Annotated in this window: 13 protein-coding genes; 3 read left to right on the top strand and 10 right to left on the bottom strand. The window is 73.8% G+C overall.

The window, feature by feature from the left end:
• Window positions 1-40 precede the first annotated feature (40 nt).
• Window positions 41-1,246, bottom strand: coding sequence for an acyl-CoA dehydrogenase family protein (locus FE634_RS07290; RefSeq protein ID WP_138875495.1), 1,206 nt, complete (start codon window positions 1,244-1,246; stop codon window positions 41-43).
• A 111-nt stretch (window positions 1,247-1,357) separates the two neighbouring features.
• Between FE634_RS07290 and FE634_RS20940 the strand changes: the two genes are divergently transcribed.
• Complete coding sequence (locus tag FE634_RS20940) at window positions 1,358-2,461, top strand: hypothetical protein (RefSeq protein WP_187366849.1); 1,104 nt, start codon at window positions 1,358-1,360, stop codon at window positions 2,459-2,461.
• Window positions 2,462-2,486: 25 nt separating this feature from the next.
• Here FE634_RS20940 and FE634_RS07280 read toward each other — a convergent pair whose 3' ends face one another.
• On the bottom strand, window positions 2,487-3,716 hold the full coding sequence (locus tag FE634_RS07280; RefSeq protein ID WP_138875494.1) for a hypothetical protein: 1,230 nt from the start codon (window positions 3,714-3,716) through the stop codon (window positions 2,487-2,489).
• Between the two features lie 141 nt (window positions 3,717-3,857).
• Here FE634_RS07280 and FE634_RS07275 point away from each other — a divergent pair, with 141 nt between their 5' ends.
• Window positions 3,858-4,904 carry an endonuclease/exonuclease/phosphatase family protein gene (locus FE634_RS07275; protein ID WP_170981657.1) on the top strand — a complete coding sequence of 349 codons (1,047 nt, stop codon included), beginning with the start codon at window positions 3,858-3,860 and terminating at the stop codon, window positions 4,902-4,904.
• A gap of 22 nt (window positions 4,905-4,926) precedes the next feature.
• Here the strand turns inward: FE634_RS07275 and FE634_RS07270 are convergent, their stop codons facing one another.
• From FE634_RS07270 to FE634_RS07250, 5 genes are all read right to left on the bottom strand, one after another.
• Entirely contained in the window at window positions 4,927-6,201 is a 1,275-nt protein-coding gene (locus FE634_RS07270; RefSeq protein ID WP_138875492.1) for a hypothetical protein, read from the bottom strand.
• A 127-nt stretch (window positions 6,202-6,328) separates the two neighbouring features.
• Complete coding sequence (locus FE634_RS07265; RefSeq protein ID WP_148240477.1) at window positions 6,329-7,486, bottom strand: hypothetical protein; 1,158 nt, start codon at window positions 7,484-7,486, stop codon at window positions 6,329-6,331.
• Window positions 7,487-7,534: 48 nt separating this feature from the next.
• Window positions 7,535-8,950 carry an endonuclease/exonuclease/phosphatase family protein gene (locus tag FE634_RS20935; RefSeq protein ID WP_187366848.1) on the bottom strand — a complete coding sequence of 472 codons (1,416 nt, stop codon included), beginning with the start codon at window positions 8,948-8,950 and terminating at the stop codon, window positions 7,535-7,537.
• A gap of 148 nt (window positions 8,951-9,098) precedes the next feature.
• On the bottom strand, window positions 9,099-11,249 hold the full coding sequence (locus FE634_RS07255; protein WP_138875489.1) for an acyltransferase family protein: 2,151 nt from the start codon (window positions 11,247-11,249) through the stop codon (window positions 9,099-9,101).
• Complete coding sequence (locus FE634_RS07250; RefSeq protein WP_148240476.1) at window positions 11,239-12,282, bottom strand: endonuclease/exonuclease/phosphatase family protein; 1,044 nt, start codon at window positions 12,280-12,282, stop codon at window positions 11,239-11,241. The genes FE634_RS07255 and FE634_RS07250 overlap by 11 nt, the downstream gene beginning before the upstream one ends.
• Before the next feature lie 161 nt (window positions 12,283-12,443).
• On the opposite strand from FE634_RS07250, the gene FE634_RS07245 reads away from it, so the two are divergent.
• Window positions 12,444-13,505: a glycosyltransferase family 2 protein gene (locus tag FE634_RS07245; RefSeq protein WP_138875487.1), complete on the top strand. Its 1,062-nt coding sequence runs from the start codon at window positions 12,444-12,446 to the stop codon at window positions 13,503-13,505.
• Here the strand turns inward: FE634_RS07245 and FE634_RS07240 are convergent.
• Genes FE634_RS07240 through FE634_RS07230 form a run of 3 tightly spaced genes read right to left on the bottom strand, consistent with a single transcriptional unit; the run spans window position 13,480 to window position 16,439 of the window.
• A complete protein-coding gene (locus tag FE634_RS07240) occupies window positions 13,480-14,592 on the bottom strand; it encodes a hypothetical protein (RefSeq protein WP_148240475.1) in 1,113 nt (370 codons plus the stop codon). The two genes, FE634_RS07245 and FE634_RS07240, sit on opposite strands and share 26 nt — an antisense overlap.
• Before the next feature lie 55 nt (window positions 14,593-14,647).
• Window positions 14,648-14,860, bottom strand: coding sequence for a DUF6752 domain-containing protein (locus tag FE634_RS07235; protein WP_134764552.1), 213 nt, complete (start codon window positions 14,858-14,860; stop codon window positions 14,648-14,650).
• Between the two features lie 7 nt (window positions 14,861-14,867).
• On the bottom strand, window positions 14,868-16,439 hold the full coding sequence (locus FE634_RS07230; protein ID WP_138875484.1) for an L-histidine N(alpha)-methyltransferase: 1,572 nt from the start codon (window positions 16,437-16,439) through the stop codon (window positions 14,868-14,870).
• Between the last annotated feature and the right edge of the window lie 5 nt (window positions 16,440-16,444).

Below are 16,444 nucleotides of genomic sequence, written 5' to 3'. Positions count from 1 at the left end.
GACTCCGCGGACGATGCGCGTCCGCGAACCACGCGGGGGCTCAGCCCTTGAGCTGGTAGTCCTTGAGCAGCGCGCGGCCGATGATCATCTTCTGGATGTCGCTGGTGCCCTCGCCGATGAGCATGAACGCCGCCTCGCGGTAGAGCCGCTCGATCTCGTACTCCTTGGAGTAGCCGTAGCCGCCGTGGATCCGGAAGGAGTCCTGGACGACCTCGTTGCAGTACTCCGCGGCCAGCATCTTGGCCATCCCGGCCTCGACGTCGTTGCGCTGACCCTTGTCCTTGAGCCGGGCGGCCTTGACCATCATCGCGTGCGAGGCCTCGACCTTGGTCGCCATCTCCGCGAGCCGGAACAGGATCGCCTGGTGCTCCGCGATCGGCTTGCCGAAGGTCTCGCGCTGCTGGGCATAGGCGATGGCGAGCTCGAAGGCCCGGTTGGCGATGCCGCAGGCACGGGCGGCGACGTTGACGCGGCCGACCTCGACGCCGTCCATCATCTGGTAGAAGCCCCGGCCGGGCTCGCCACCGAGGACCTGCTCGGCGGACACGCGGTGGCCCTCGAGCACCATCTCGGTGGTGTCGACGCCCTTGTAGCCCATCTTGTCGATCTTGCCCGGGATGGTCAGCCCCGGTGCGGTCTCGCCGAAGCCGGGCTCCTTCTCCACCAGGAACGTCGTCATCCGCTTGTAGACCGACACGTCGTCGGCGTGGCCCTCGTCGGTCCTGACCAGGGTCGCGACCAGGGTCGACGTGCCGCCGTTGGTCAGCCACATCTTCTGGCCGTCGATCACGTAGTCGTCACCGTCGCGCACGGCCTTGGTCTTGATCGCGGCGACGTCGGAGCCGAGGCCCGGCTCGGACATCGAGAACGCCCCGCGGACCTCGCCGGTGGCCATCCGCGGCAGGTACTTCCGCTTCTGCTCCTCGGTGCCGTGCTGCATCAGCATGTAGGCCACGATGAAGTGGGTGTTGATCACGCCGGACACGCTCATCCAGCCGCGTGCGATCTCCTCCACGCACAGGGCGTAGGTCAGCAGCGACTCGCCGAGGCCGTCGTACTCCTCGGGGATCATCAGCCCGAAGATCCCCAGCTCCTTGAGCCCGTCGACGATCTCCTGGGGGTACTCGTCGGCGTGCTCGAGCTCCGTGGCGACCGGCAGGATCTTCTCCTCGACGAAGACGCGCACCGCCTTGAGGATCTCGCCCTGGTCGTCGGTCAGTCCGTCGGTCTGGCACAGTCGCGGCATCGCCCGGTGTCTCCCTTACTGGTCAGTAAGGGCAATGTACCGACGCCACCCCCCTCCTGACGGGTGGCGGCCCTCGATGAGACGACGATCACAACCTCTAGGGTTCTGGCCATGCGCCGCGACCTGATCCTCCACATCGGGGCCAGCAAGACCGGGACCTCGGCGCTGCAGCGGGGGCTCTTCGACTCCGCCGCCCAGCTCGGGGCCGCCGGGATCGGCCTCCCGTACCTGAGCCGCGACGAGTCGCTGAAGGGGATCCTGCGTCCCTTCGGCTGGCGCACGGCCCGCGGGTTCGCCGAGCCGTTCGACGAGGCACGGGTCGCCCGGATCGGGCGCCGGCTGCGCCGGACCCCGGGTGATCGCCTGCTCGTCACCAACGAGGACCTGTGCGAGGCGCGGGTCGACCGCATCCAGCGCTTCGTCGACATCGCCGACGACGCCGGCCTCGACACCCGCGTCGTCCTGAGCGTGCGGGTGATCACCTCGGTGGTGCCCTCGGAGTGGCAGCAGTTCCTCAAGCACCGGATGACGCTGGACTACCCGACCTTCCTGGAGCGGCTCCGCACGCGCGAGGGCCCGTGGGCCGAGCACTTCTGGCAGCGCCAGGACGTCGCGGCCACCCTGCAGCGCTGGGGCTCGGTGGTGGGCACCGACCGGCTCGACGTGGTCGTCACGCCCGACCGCGCCACCGACCCCGACGGCCTCTACCGGCACTTCGGGGCGCTGCTGGGCTTCGACCCGACGCTGATGAGCTGGCCGACCGACGACATCAACGCGTCGTGGGGCTACACCGAGGCCGAGGTCTACCGCCGCGCGAACGCCGCGCTGGGCAACCGGCTCCCCTCCTACGAGACCGACTACGTGCCCGGGCTGCGCACCTGGCTCGTCCGGGGCGCCCTCACCCGCGGCGCCAGTGCCCGCATCACCGTCCCGCCGGACGCCGTCGCGTGGCTGCGCGACGTCGCCCACGACCACGTCGCCGCCGTGCGCGACGCCGGGATCCGCGCCCACGGCGACCTCGACGCCCTGGTGCCCGACGCCGACGCCGGCCGCCCGCTCCCCGAGCTGCGCGACGACGAGATCGCCGAGGCCGCGATCAGCACCATCGCCGACATGGCCGTCATGCAGCTGCGTGCCCGCCGGCGCGAGGAGTCCGGCGCCGCGCCCCGCCGCGCCGCCGACGTCCGGCGCGAGCAGCAGCCGGGACGGCCCTAGCAGCCGGGTCCGTCAGCCCGGTCCGTCAGGAGCGGTCCAGGCGGTGCGCCGGGTCTCCGGAGATCGCGACGCCGAGCACGGTCGCGACCTGGGTGACGGCGGCGTCGAGGTCGTCCGGGAGCGGCGCGGTGAGCTCGGCGGGCAGGTGCAGCCCCTCCTCCTCGCACCAGGCGAGCGCGCCGGCGAACAGGGCGTCACCCGCGCGGCGCACCTCCTCGTCAGCGACCTGCGCCGGGACGTCGCCGGGGTCGACGACGGCGTCGGGGGCGAGCGCGACCGGCAGGTCGCCGGCCTCCCCGACGAGGGTCGCGTGCCTCGCGATCGCGGCCAGGCTGCGGGCGTTGAGGTCGAGGGCGAAGGCCGCCGTGACCGCGTCGACGCGCGGCCGGGACTCGTGCTCGCGCAGCGCGAGCAGCCGGTCGTGGGTCAGGCGGCGCAGCACCCGGCGGTAGGCGCTCGGGGGCTCGGCCGCGAGCCCGGCGTCGTTGACCCGCCGGAGCAGGTCGCACGAGCCGTACCCGAGCTGCGGGTTGTCGAAGGCGGCGTCGGTGTCGGTGAGAGCGGCGTCGATGCCGACGACGCCGAGGAACCGCTCCCACAGCAGCGTGCGCGGGCGGCCCGCACCGGCCGGCACGGTCACCGCGGCGAACCGGTCCGGGGTCAGCGACTCACCCCAGGTGCGCACCATCCGGGGCACGTCCTGGGTGCGGCGGAAAGCCCGGGTCCCCGGGTGCGGCGGGCGCTTGCCGCGGACCCGGGCCGCGGCCGCGAACTCCGGCCACGAGCTCCGGTGGGCGTTGCGGACCAGGCTCTGCCACTGCGAGGGCAGCGCCCGGACGGCGTCACGGACGGTGAGCACGACGTGCAGGTCGAGCCCGTGGGTGCTCTCGAGCACCCGCTGCACGCCGGGTCGCTTCGAGTAGCTGAGGAACTCCATCGACACGATCGCGCCGTGGCAGCCCGGCTCCGCGGTGCGGGCCCGGACGTCGTCCATCAGGGCCACCCAGCGCGGGGCGTCGGCCAGGGTCGGCGGCGCGCCGGCCCGCGAGGAGCCCACGGCCGCGTCGGTCAGCGCCAGCAGCTCGCGGGTGGCGCGCACGACCACGCGCTGGTCGGGGACGTACCACCCGAGTCCGCCCAGGGTCTCGGCGTTGGCGATCAGGAGGTCCTGGACGAAGGTCGTGCCGGTCTTCATCGCCCCGATGTGGAGGACCAGGCGCGGCGCCGACCCGGTCGCGGTGCTGCTCGCTGACATGCTGGTGCGGTTCTCCTCGACGGTCGCGGGCGCTCGCGCGAAACCTCGGCGACGATAGCAGTCCGGGGAGTGCCGGCTCCCCCCGTACAGTTCTGCCTCGCAGACCCGACGAGACGACGACGAGAGGCAGTGCGAGGGCCGGTGGAACCGAAGAGCTGGTCCGCGGCCCCCGCGACCGTCACCCTCGTGGTGCTGCTCGTCGTCGGCGCCTTCGCCGTCCTGGTCCTGGCCCCGGACGACGACGCGCCCGACGCCGCGGTCACCAGCCCGGCCGGCTCGGTGAGCTCGCCGGTGGACCCGACGACGGCGTCCACCTCGGTCCCGACGACGACCACCTCGCCGCCGGAGCCCGAGGGGACGCGCACCCTGCAGCCCACGGCGCCCGGGGAGCCGCAGACGGTGTGCGTGCCGCAGGAGTCGAGCGTCGACCTCCGGGTCGTCACCTACAACATCCACTCGGCCCGGCCCTGGGAGGGCGGCAGCCGGCTCGACCGGATCAGCGACGAGATCGCCCGGCTGGAGGCGGACGTCGTCCTCCTCCAGGAGGTCGACCGGGGACGCGCGTGGACCTACGGCGTCGACATGCCGGTCGTGCTGGCCGAGCGCCTGGGCATGTCGTGGGCGTTCGGTGCGAACGTGCGCCGCTCGCCGACCAACCTCTACGGCACCGCGATCCTCTCGCGCCACCCGATCACCGACTCGGTCAACATCGCGCTCCCCCGCCCCGGGTCGACCCAGCAGCGCGGTCTGCTGCACGCGACGATCGACGTCGACGGCATCGCGACGAGCTTCTACAACACCCACCTCGAGCCGGGCGCGCCCGGCGCGCGCGAGGCGCAGATGCGGCGGGCCATGGACACGATCCGGGCCGACCCGAACCCCGTCTTCCTCGGCGGCGACCTCAACACCTCCCCCTCCTCGCCCACCCTCGCCCCCCTCCGCGGCACGCTCACCGACACCTGGAGCGTCGTGGGGTCGGGCGCGGGGTTCACCGCGTCGTCGGGCAACCCCCGGATCCGCATCGACTACCTCTTCTTCGGCAGCGGGACGCGCGGCGAGGTGACGCCCACGACGGTGCGCGTGGTGCCCACCCGGGCCTCCGACCACCTCCCGCTGGTCGCCGACTACCGGGTGCTCGTCGACGACGGCGAGGTCTGCGTGCCGGTCTTCCCCGGCGACGCGCCCTAGCGCGTATGGGCGCGCGGCCGGGTCACGCGCGCCGCGGCGGCAACGGCCAGCGCCGGCGCTGGGCCTGCAGCTCCTCGACGGTGCCGCTGAGCTCCGCGACCCGGGCGGCCAGCTCGTCGCGCTCCCGGGTCAGCTCGCCCAGCTCGACCTCGCGGTCCCGGACGGCGACGCGCAGGTCGCGGACGTGCAGCAGCATCCGCGCGAGGACCCGGGGCAGCCCGGCGTACATGTCCTCGACGGCGACGTCGTCGGGGTGCCGCGCGTCGGGGGCGGCGTCGCCCGGGAACAGCTCCGCGAGGTCGCCGTGCACCGGGTAGCCGACCCGCTCGACGACCTCGATCCAGTGCCGCGTCACGTCGACCAGCCGGTCACCGACCGCGGCCGGCGCCTGGGGCTTGCCCGAGCGCGCGGCGCTGAGCACCGTCTGGGCGAACCAGCGCTTGGCGACCACCGAGTACCAGGGCTGCTCGAGGCGGTTGTCCTCGGCCTCCCCGATCTCCTCCAGGCCGGCCAGCACGTGCCGCATCACCGCGATCTGGGCGACGCCGAGCGACTCGTTGTGCCGCGGCGTGCTCGCGACGTCGACGAGGTCGGACGGGATCCCGATGGCCGAGCAGAACCGGCGCCAGAGGACGTCGGGACCGGTGCCGCCGGGCGGCGTCACGACCAGGTGGATCCGGTCGGGTGGCAGGAACCGCTTCCACCGCTTGATGACCCACAGCAGGTTCTGGCCGCGCCAAAACCCGACCATGTCGTCGTCCATCTCGTCGGGGACGCCGGCGAGGATGTCGTCGGCGAAGGAGGCGAAGGACTGGTCGTGGCCGTTCTTGACCCGCTCCTGCCACTGGGCGGTGAGGGTCTGCGCGAGGTTGCGGACCGTGATGACCAGGTGCACCTCGTAGTCGGGCACCCGGTCGAGGATCGCCTTGGCCTGGGTGCCGTTGGCGGCGCTGAAGATCTCGTGGCTCAGGACGACGTCGCCCCCGAGCCGCCGGCCGCGCCGCACCAGGTGGTCGAAGGTGCCCTCGACCCGGTCGCGGTCCACGCCCCACTGGGTGGGGTTGCCGGCCATCTCGAGGGCCGCGTGGAACATCCCCTCCTGGCGCACGTAGGGGTAGGTGAACCCGTGCTCGCGCAGCAGGCCGCGGTTCTCGCCGAGCAGCGACTGCAGGAACGTCGAGCCGCTCTTGGGCAGGCCGATGTGCAGGAACAGCCGGCGGGTCGGCTCGGGCGCGGCCTCGACCTCGACGGAGGCGTCGGCCGCGGTGTCCTCGACCTCGCTCGTCGGGGAGGTCATCGCGTCGCGCTCCTCGGCGGGCGGGTGGCTGGCATGCGGTGACCTTCCGGACGGGAGCGACGGCACGCCGACCCTAGTGGGGACCGGCGAACGGCCGGCGTCGGGCCGGTGTCGCCCACGGGTCGGGTCACCGGCCGATCCGGCGCCGGATCCGGCCGACCACCCCGGTCGGGTCGTCGGTGTCGTGGGCGCCCGACAGCGGGTCGCGGTCGGGCACGGGGCCCGCGCCGATCCGGCCGTCGCGGACGCGCGCCACCTCCTCGCCGCGCCGGGTGAGGATGGTGGCCAGCGCGGCGACGGAGGCCGTGGCCACCTCCTCCTCCAGCGCGACCACCGGCTCGTCGGTGAACGCCTCGCGGGGGCACGCGAGGTCGTCGAGCGAGCCCTCGAGCGCGTAGCCGCCGGTCTCGAACGCCGCGCGCTGCGCCGCGGTGACCTCGTCGCACCACGCCTCGAAGCGCCGGGGCACCAGGATCTTGCGGGGCTGCTGGCGCACCAGGACGCCGGCGCTGAAGCCCCGCTTGACCACCTCGGCGTAGATCCACCGGCGGTGCACCTCGGCGGGCAGCTCGGCGTTGACGCGGCGCAGCACCTCGGCCTGGACGAGACCGAGGCTGGAGTTGCTGGGCCGGTCCTCCGGCTCGACGTGCGCCGGGTCGAAGCCGACGGCGCGGGCGAAGCGCTCCAGCAGCTCGGTGGTCGGGGCCCCGCTCGGCGGGACGGTCACCACGTGCAGCCGCTCGGCCGGCACCACCTCCGCCCACCGCGACAGCACCAGGGCCGGGTCGAGGTGGATCCACGGGTGCCCGCCCTTGCCGGCGCGCTGGGCGCGGCGCAGCTGGCGCAGGTAGGCCGGGAGGTCGACGGTGCTGCCGGCCTTCAGCTCCTGCTGCCACGACGAGGACAGCTGGCGGGCGAGGTCGCGGACCGTGACGACGACGTGCACCTCGCGCTCGCCGCAGAGCTCGAGCAGGCGGGCGATCTGGCGCGGACCGGCCCCGGCCAGCGACTCCTGGCTGTAGACCGCCCGCTCCCCGCCGGCCCGCGCGAGCCGCTTGGCGAACCGCTCGAGGGTGGCCCGGTCGGTGGCCGGGTCACGACGTCCCTCGTAGCGGTCGCGCAGCACGACCATCAGGTCGAAGCACTCGCGCTTGGTCGGGGGCACCAGGTCCGTGCCGGCCGCGGCGAGCCGGTCGCTGCTGCGCAGCATCGCGTCCTGCAGGTAGGAGGTGCCGGTCTTCTGCATCCCGACGTGCACGAACAGCTGCTGACGGGCGCGCGACATGGCCACACTCTGGCGGGTCACCGAGAAGCGCGGCAACCCGGCCGGGGTTCAGCCGGCGTTGCGCGCGACGAGGGCGAAGAGCCGCCGCCCTTCGTCGAGGGCCTCGGCGCCGGTGCTGACCCGCACCGAGGACGCCTCGGTCAGCAGCGGCGTGGAGAACTGCCGGCTCGTGTCCCACCGGACCTCGGAGCCGCTCGCGAGGCGCACCTGGAGCAGTCCGTTCATCGAGCCGGTCGTGGCCCGGGCCTGCCCCTTCCACTCCTGGACACAGGTGCGCGTGCACTGGCGGACCCAGCTGCCGCGGACCCCGCGACGGGTGAGGAGGCCGTCCAGCTTCTGCTCCCGGGGCGCCCACGCCCGGCCGAGCTTGACGAACTGGACCTGCACGCCGCGCTTCGCGGCCCGGCGCAGCTCCTTGACCAGGAAGTACAGGTCGAGGCGGCTGGTCACGACCCGGACGACGTCGCCGGACTGCGCGGAGCGGATCCCGGTCGTGAGGCTGCGGAGCACCGCGCGGCGGGCGGCCTCGTCACCGCTCGGGTCGTTGGTCACCACCTGGGTGTCGGTGGGGGCGTCGCCGAGCCAGTGGAAGCCCGCCGTGACCGCGTCGTGGTCGGAGTTCAGCTCGGTGCTGAAGTGCTGGTCGGGCGCCAGCACCCCGGCGCCGCGGTTGAAGATGTAGTCGATCGTCGCGCCGTGGTGGTCGCCGGTGGCGAAGTAGGAGCCGAGGGTGTCGAACGTCGGCTCCAGCTGCGCGGCCGACAGGAGGTCGGAGGGGTAGCGCGAGCTGCGGTAGTGGAAGTTGAAGTCGCCGCCGACCAGGACCGGACCCGACGGCGCGAGCTTCTCGACCAGCCCGCCGAGGCGGGTCACCGAGGGACGGGCCAGGTCGGGCATCCCGCGGACGTTGGGTGCGACGTGCACCGCGACCACGGACAGGGTGCGGCCCTCGAGGTCCTGGAGGGTGACCCAGTTGGCGAAGCGGCGGCCCAGCTCGGTGACCCGGCCCGGGGGCTTGCCCCGCCAGTTCGACAACCGGTACGTGCCCTCGGCGACCATCGTCCACCGGTCGGTGCGCCAGGCGACCGCGGTGGCGGAGGTGTAGCGGTTGGTCGAGCTGCGGTGGATGTCGTAGCCGGACGGGGCCATCACCGCGTCGGTGCGGAAGGGCACCTCGTTGTAGGTGACGAAGTCGGGCAGCGGCGCGAGCACGGTCCGCACGTCGGCCTGGAACCGCTTGACGTTGAGCCCCGTGTAGATGTTGGCGTGGGTCATCATGATCGGGCTCGGCGTCACCGCCGCCGCGCGGGCCGCCGTCGCCGGGGCGCTGGCGGGGGCTGCGGCCGGGGCGGCCGCACCGGTCGGGACCGCGGCCGTGGTGAGCGCGACGGCGGCCACGGCGGCCGCTGCGACGGCGGTCCGGACCCGGACGGTGGCGGTGGTCAGCGAGCGTCGTGCACCCATGCGTGTGGCTCCTCGGGAGGGGGCGCGGCCCTGCATGGGCCGGAGCACCACGAATCACACCACTCCCACCAGCCACATACAACACAAACGGGCGAACTACGCGAATGTAGTTCTCCTCGGCGTGTCGCGGCCGCCCGGACGGCGGGGCTCAGCGCAGGTCGAGCGCCTCGGCCAGCGGGGTCGCGAGCCACCGTGCGTAGTCGGGCGTGACGTGCTCGGAGTCGCGCATCGCGATGAAGCTGCCGACCACCGCGGGGCACAGCCCCTCGGCGCAGAACCACCGCTTGGCGTTCACGCGGTCGGCGCCGACGGCCTCGGCGGCCGCGAACGACGCCTTGGCCACCTTCTCCGAGTACGGCCCCGGCGCGAAGGCGCAGTCGCCGAGGTCCGGGTCACCGTCGGTGAGGCAGGTACCGACCTCGGTGGGCAGCTTCGGGGTGTTGCCGACGACCGCCACCCGGTCGGAGGACTCGAGCAGGGTCGTGAACAGCTCGCGCCAGCCCTGGTCGAGGGCCTCGAAGTAGCCGGGGTCGTCGCCGCCGACGGTCCGGCCGGACGCGGGGTCGGTGAACCGGCCCACGTCGGTGCCGATGACGGTCAGGTCGGGCTGGAGGTCCTCGATCGTGCCCAGCGCGAACTCCTTGAAGTCCTCGCAGCCCTCCCAGGCACGGTCGGTCTCCCGGTCGATCTGGGTCAGGCTCGTGGCCGAGCAGCCGCTGTAGACGAGCACGTAGACCCGGTAGCCGAGCTCGGCGCCGATCTTCTCGAACGCCGGCGAGAGGGCCCGCGCGTGGGAGTCGCCGAGCATCACGATCGAGCGGTCCGCGTCGGGGTCGCCGATGGCGCACAGCTTGGTCGTGCCGGTGCGGTAGTCGCAGTCGCCGAGCGACGCGGTCTGCTTGCGCAGGTCGATCAGCCCCGGGGTGAGGTCGCTCGGGACGGCGGCACCGTCCTTGGCCGCGGCCACGGAGGCCTTGACCAGCGCGACGTACTCGTCGTCGCCGGCCCCGTCGGGGGCGTACTCGGCCACGGTGATCGCCGGGTTGTCGTCGAACTCACCCAGCTGGTAGCGCACCACCTGGTTGCTCACCAGGACGGCGGCCACCACGGTGGCGATGCTCACCGGGTAGATCAGCAGCGAGCGGCCGGTCCGTCTCCAGGTGCCCCGCCGGAACGGGTTCTCGATCCAGCGGTAGCTCGCCCAGCTGAGCAGGAAGATCAGCGCGAGCGTGGCCAGCTGCACCGGCACCGTGCCGAACCGCTCGCCGCCGAGGTTGCTGCGCAGCAGCACGATCACCGGCCAGTGCCACAGGTACAGGGAGTAGGACCAGTCGCCGATCACGACCGCGGGGCGCAGCGAGAGCAGGCGCCCCACGGCCGTCTCCTGGCCGGGCTGGCCGGACCCGCCGGCGACGATCAGGGCGACGGTGCCGAGCACCGGGAGGGCGGCGTGCCAGCTCGGGAACGCCGTGCTCCCCGTGAAGGTGAGCGCGGTGTAGACGACGAGCAGCAGGCCGGCGCCGCCGAGCAGGTTCCGCGCGAGCCGGGTCAGGATCCCCAGCCGCGGCAGCAGCGCGCAGGCCGCGCCGGCCCCGAGCTCGTAGGCACGGGTGAAGGAGGAGAAGTAGGCGGTGACCGGCGACTCGTAGGTCGCCCACACCGACCAGGCGAGGGAGGCGAGGATCACGACGCCGATGAGCACGCTCGCCGCCCGCCGGAAGCGGCGGTCGAGCCCGGCGTCGCCGCGGCGGCGCAAGACCACGAGCAGCAGCACCAGCAGCGCGGGCCAGACGAGGTAGAACTGCTCCTCGACCGCCAGCGACCAGTAGTGGCGCAGCGGCGAGGGCGGCTGGCCCTCGGCGAAGTAGTCGGTGCCGACCCGCGCCATCCGGACGTTCGCGGCGAAGAACGTCGCCCACACGGCGTCGGAGAGGATGTCCTTGACCCGCAGCAGCGGCAGCGTCAGCAGCGCGACCAGCACGGTCGCCAGCGTCACGACCGCGGCCGCCGGGATGATGCGCCGGGCCCGGCGGGCGTAGAAGTCGACGAGCGAGATCCGTCCTTCGCGCCGTCCCTCCTTGAGCAGCAGCGAGGTGATCAGGAAGCCGGAGACGACGAAGAACACGTCGACGCCGATGAACCCACCCGCGAGCCGGCCCGGGAAGAGGTGGTTGACGACGACCAGCAGCACCGCGAGGGCCCGGATGCCCTGGATGTCGGGCCGGAAGCCCGAGGAGCCCGGGGGCGATCCCGGTGCGGCTGCGGTGGTCCTGGTCGCTCCGGTGGCCTCAGCCGACATGGGCCATGGCGCTGATGAAGAAGTGGTCGCTGATCCGGTTGTCGGTGGCGGCGGTGTCGCGCCAGTAGCCGGTCCAGCTCACGTCGGGGGTGCTGACGACCCAGTCGACGGGGATCGGGCCCGGGGGCGGGTTGCACCCGCCGCCGTAGCTGCCGCCGCTGGAGGAGACCAGCCCGCCGACGGCGACCCCCTGGCAGAAGAAGGGCTCGCGGTCGTTCATGTCGCCGGTGACGAAGACCGGCAGCCCCTCGGACTTCAGCCCGTTGACGACGCCGATCAGCGTCGCCCGCCCGCGCGCCCGCTCGGCGGCGTAGCGACCGCCCCCGGCGGAGGGGTGGGTGTTGACGACGTAGAACTCCCGGCCGGTCTCGCGGACCCGCAGCTTGAGGATCGGCTGGGGCCGGGGGCGTCCCATGAAGGTGATGGTGAAGCGGTCGCCGCCGATCATCTCGAAGCGGCCGTCGTCGTAGAGGATCGAGTTGTCGGTCTCCTTCGAGCCCCAGGCGAAGCCGGGGTAGGCCGCCATCCCGGTGCGGCCCTGGATGGCGCGCAGCTGGTCGTCCTGGAGCTCCTGGGTGCCGACGATGTCGACGCCGTGCTTGGCCATCAGGTTGGCCGCACCGACCGACCGCGTCGACGCCGCCGGGTAGGGACGGGGGCCGCCGGGGCCGGTGTGCTGGCTGCCCAGCACGTTGAAGGAGCCCACCCGGACGTCGAAGGGCTGGTTCCTCAACGCCTCGATGCGGGCCAGGCGGGCCTCGCGGCGCGCGACCCTGGCGGCGACGTCCTGCTTCTCGTCGACCTGCTCGGCGCGGGCCTCGGCCTTGCGCGCCACCACCCGCTGGACCCGCTGCTGCTCCGCGGCCTCGGCCTCCTCGGCGGCCAGGGCCTCCGCCTCGGCCTCGGCGTCGTCGGTGGCGCGGGTCGCCTCGTCGTCGGGGGCGAGCGGGTTCGTGGGTGCCGGGTCCTCGGCCGTCGGGGTGCCGGGCTCCCGGTCGGCGAGGAACAGACCGGCCAGCACGAGGGCCACCACGAGGAGTCCGACCAGGCCGAGGAGACCTCGGCGGGGACCTCTCGCAGCACCTTCGGGGGCGCGATGGGAGGGCTGGACCACGTGCCGGACCTTAACACGCGGGGCCTGCCGCGCCGGGGTTCGCGAGCGCGCCCGCCGGCGCGCTGACTACGGTGGCGACCATGTTCTTCACCGCCTCGACCATCAAGGACTCGGCCGACAACGTCGCCTTCTTCGTCGCGGCGAACCTGGCCTCGGGCGTCGACCACATGTTCGTGTTCCTCGACGCGCCGAAGGACCCCGGGCAGCGCGAGGTGGCCGCCTCGCTGGCCGGGCACCCCCACGTGACCTGCCTCCCGACGACCCGCGGCGGCTGGTGGGACGGCGACCGGCCGGCCGGGCTGAACGTGCGCCAGCGCACCAACGCGAACTGGGCGCGCGCCGTCCTCGAGCCCCTCGGGTGGGCGCAGTGGCTCTTCCACGTCGACGGCGACGAGGTGGCGCGCCTCGACCGCGACGCCCTGGACGCCGTCCCGGCGGCGCACGACGCGGTCTGGCTGCCGCCGTGGGAGGCGGTGAGCACCTGGGACAGCACCCGCCCCACGCGGTTCAAGACCCTGCTCGACGACCCCGACCTCACGCTGCTGCACGTGCTGGGCCGGATCGAGGAGCCCACCAACCAGGCCTACTTCCACGGCCACGTGATGGGCAAGTCCGGGGTGCGCCCCGGCTCCGGGCTGGGGCTCACCCTGCACGACGCGGTCTCCCCCGACGGCCACAAGCAGGAGCGGCACCACGACCCGCGGCTCAGCGTGCTGCACTACGACGCGCCGTCGGGCGAGGAGTTCGTGCGCAAGTGGACCGCGCTGGCCCACGCGGGTCCGGCGCGCTACCGCGCGTCGCGGGCGCCCTCGGCCCAGGCGCTGCGCACCCTGGTGACCCGCGACCTGCCCGACGACGTCCGCGCGCGCTACCTGCGCGAGATCTACGAGCGCACCACCCAGGACGACGTCGCCACCCTCGCCGAGCTCGGTCTCCTGGTCGAGGCCGACCCCGTGGGCCGCGGGCTGAGCCCACGCCCCCTGGACGACGCGCAGCGCCGCGCCCTCGCCGACCGGGTCGCCGAGCTCGCGGAGGGGCCGAAGGCCGGCTACCTCGTCGAGGACGCCCGGGGCGGCGACGCCGCCCGGCCGAGCCGCAAGGAGCAGCTGGGCCGGCTCAACCCGCTCGGTCGTCGCGGCTGACGCGCGCTCGCGCGCGCTCCCCCGCGCGTCCGGCCAGGCCGCGCAGCCGGGCCAGCCGGCCCGGGGAGTCGTCGCCGGCCCCGGCACCCCGGCGCTGCCGCAGGCTGCGGACGTCGTCGAGCATCGAGGCGACCAGGTCGACCGCGACAGCGGCCACCTCGGCGTCGGTGACCGAGGCCGGCACCCGGCGCTCGTCGAGCTCGTCGGGGACCAAAAGGTCGTCGAGGTCGCCGACGACGTCGAACGGGGCACTGCGCAGGTACTCGACGCTCGCCCGGCCGCGCTCGCGGCAGTCGGCGACCTGGTCGGGCTCTGGCCAGAAGCGCTCGCCGCCCTGCGGCACCAGCCGCTCGTCGGCGAGGTAGGTGCGCAGGTAGACACCGCGGTCGAACGCGCTGCCGAACCCGTCGAGGCGGGCGTTGATCCGCCGCAGCGTCTCGGCCTGCGCCACGCCCATGGAGGAGTTCGGGAAGGACGCCGCCAGGTCGATGCCGCCGGTGTCGAAGCCGACGATGCCGGCGAAGCGGTGCCACACGTCCTCGCGCGGCGCGGTCGGGTCGAGGGCCAGCACGTGGACCCGCTCGGGCGGGACCGCCTCGGTCCAGCGCCGCAGCACCAGGCCGAGGTCGAGGGTGCGCCAGTTCCAGATGTCGCTCGGTCGCCGCGACACCGTGCGGCCGTAGTCGGGCAGGGCCGTCGTCGCGCCGTTCTTCAGGCTCTCCTGCCAGCTGGCCGCGAAGAGGCCGAGCGGCTCGCGGGCGGTCACGACCAGGTGCACCTCGGCCGGGGCGAGGGCCGCGACCATCGCGCGGGCCTGCGCGGCGCTGGCGGCGGCGAAGAACTCGTGGCTGACCAGCCCGGTGCCGCCGGCGGCGGCCAGCTCGCGGCGCACCCGGTCCCAGGCCGTGCGCTGGGGCTCGGGCGCCCGCTCCTGCTTGCGCTCCTCGCGCACGGTGCGCGAGGCCCACAGGTGGTCGCGGCGCTCGCGGCCGGGCACGACGACGCCCCGCTCGCGGAGGGTGTCGCGGTGCGCCCAGATGATGGTCTGGAGGTAGGACGTCGCGGTCTTCGGCAGACCGATGTGCACGAAGACGGTGTCGACCACTAGCCGTCGCCCCCGTCGCCGGCGTGCCCGTGGGTCACTAGAGCGACCTCTGGAACCGCTCGATCGCCTCCGCCACGGCGGCCTCGTCGCGCGTGGCCAGCGGCACGAGCAGCTCCTGGACGACGTCGGCGAGCTCGGCGAGCCGCACCTGGTGCCGGCGCAGCTCGGTCAGGTCGGTCTCGAGGTCGGCGACCCGCTCCTCGAGACGCTTGATCGTCGCTCGCGAGCCTCCCGGTCGGAGATCACTCACCTGCACGTCACCACACTCCTACGACTCGCACGACCGGACGGGCGGGACCCCTCCGGTTGACGACCCTAACGGTCCTCGCACCGGCGTCGCGCAGCAGCGCGACGAAGACGTCGACGTCGGGCCGGCCGAGCATCCACTCCTCGCGGGTGGGGTCCGGCTCGCCGCGCTCCACGACCGCCGGGTGGAACTCGGCGAGCAGCTGACCGCCCTCGCGCAGCGCCATCGAGCACAGCCGCGCCAGCGACTCGCGCCCGTGGGCCGACGTCGCGTCGACCACGTGCCGGGCGAGGATCACCCGCTTGCCGGGCCGGTGGGCCAGGCGCGCGCCCTCGGCGAACAGCGAGCGCCGGTCGGTGAGGTTGAGGTGTCGGACCTCCAGCGGCAGCGCCTCCGCCTCCGCCTGCGCCGCGACCAGGTCGAGCCCGCGCGGCACGTAGTCGTAGGCGGTCACCGCGAGGCCCTGGCGGGCCAGCCAGAGGCTGTCGCGACCGCGGCCGGCGCCGACGTCGAGGACCTCGGCCGCGCCGATGTCGCGGGCGATGACCGAGGCGCGCCGTCCGAGGGCGCTCGGCTCCGTGCGGGTCGGCTTGCGCTTGGTGTGGTGCGAGCGCCGGTCCCAGTAGCGGATGCCGGGCTGGGTGCCGCGGAACCAGTCGTCGAAGGCACGGATCGTGTGGGCCGGGGTGGTGAACTTGAACGCCGGGTCGGGCACCCGCCAGCCGGGGCCGTACATCGCCTCGAGCAGCCTCTCGGGTCGCGCGGGCACCGGCATCGGCCGGCCGTCGAGCCGGGCGGTGCCCAGCGGGGTGATCCACGACGGCTCGAAGGGCGTGTTGATCTCGCCCATCAGGTGCAGCCGGCCCCCGTCGAAGAAGCCGCCGAAGACGTCGAGGCCGCGGGTGACGTCCTTCTCGGTGACCGAGATCTTGAACGACGCCCCGCTGTAGCGCGCGATGGCGTAGCCGCGCTCGGCGAGGTGGCGCTGGATCCGGTAGGACTCGAGGGCCACCTCGACCGGCGTGGTGAACCGGCTGACGTAGCCGAGGTCGGCGTCGGAGTCGTGGCCGAGCACCCTGCCCTCGCGCACCGCGCCGAGCAGCGTCCCGTAGGCGATGAACGGCTCGACGCCGGTCTCGCGCAGGGCCGCCAGGACGGCGTCGGTGGCGTCGAGCAGCGCGTCGATGTCGCGCTCGGTGCGGGTCGCAAAGGTCGGGACCAGGCGTCCGGACTTGTCGATGCCCAGCTCGACACCGCGCCGGTTCTCGATCGCGATCGTGCCCTCGCCGTCGCCGAGGGTCAGCCGCCGGTCGTGGAGGACCCGGCCGGTCACCGAGTCGCGCACGCTCACCTGGCTGCTGCCGTGGAGGTGACCGCGCAGCGGCCGGGGCCAGGGCGCGTGCCGCAGCGGCCACGGCCCGCGGATCCAGTCGGCCCCGACGGGGTCGCTGTCGCGCCGGCTCCAGAACGTCCAGACCCGCCGTCCGTCGAAGCAGACGTCGACGGGACGGTCCTCGCCCACGAGGAGCGAGACGCCGTCGTCGTCGACGCGCCGGATCCGGACGGCGGGACCCAGTCGCACCACCG

Origin of the sequence: Nocardioides sp. S-1144 (genome assembly GCF_005954645.2) — a bacterium.
GTDB lineage: Bacteria > Actinomycetota > Actinomycetes > Propionibacteriales > Nocardioidaceae > Nocardioides > Nocardioides dongxiaopingii.
The sequence above is the reverse complement of the archived record's forward strand: the minus strand, read 5'-3'. Positions and strand labels throughout refer to the sequence as shown.

Coding starts and splice junctions, on each gene's coding strand:
- FE634_RS20935 (WP_187366848.1), bottom strand. CDS start 8,950: ATGGGTGCACGACGCTCGCTGACCACCGCCACCGTCCGGGTCCGGACC.
- FE634_RS07255 (WP_138875489.1), bottom strand. CDS start 11,249: ATGTCGGCTGAGGCCACCGGAGCGACCAGGACCACCGCAGCCGCACCG.
- FE634_RS07265 (WP_148240477.1), bottom strand. CDS start 7,486: ATGTCGCGCGCCCGTCAGCAGCTGTTCGTGCACGTCGGGATGCAGAAG.
- FE634_RS07280 (WP_138875494.1), bottom strand. CDS start 3,716: ATGTCAGCGAGCAGCACCGCGACCGGGTCGGCGCCGCGCCTGGTCCTC.
- FE634_RS07270 (WP_138875492.1), bottom strand. CDS start 6,201: ATGACCTCCCCGACGAGCGAGGTCGAGGACACCGCGGCCGACGCCTCC.
- FE634_RS07245 (WP_138875487.1), top strand. CDS start 12,444: ATGTTCTTCACCGCCTCGACCATCAAGGACTCGGCCGACAACGTCGCC.
- FE634_RS20940 (WP_187366849.1), top strand. CDS start 1,358: ATGCGCCGCGACCTGATCCTCCACATCGGGGCCAGCAAGACCGGGACC.
- FE634_RS07290 (WP_138875495.1), bottom strand. CDS start 1,246: ATGCCGCGACTGTGCCAGACCGACGGACTGACCGACGACCAGGGCGAG.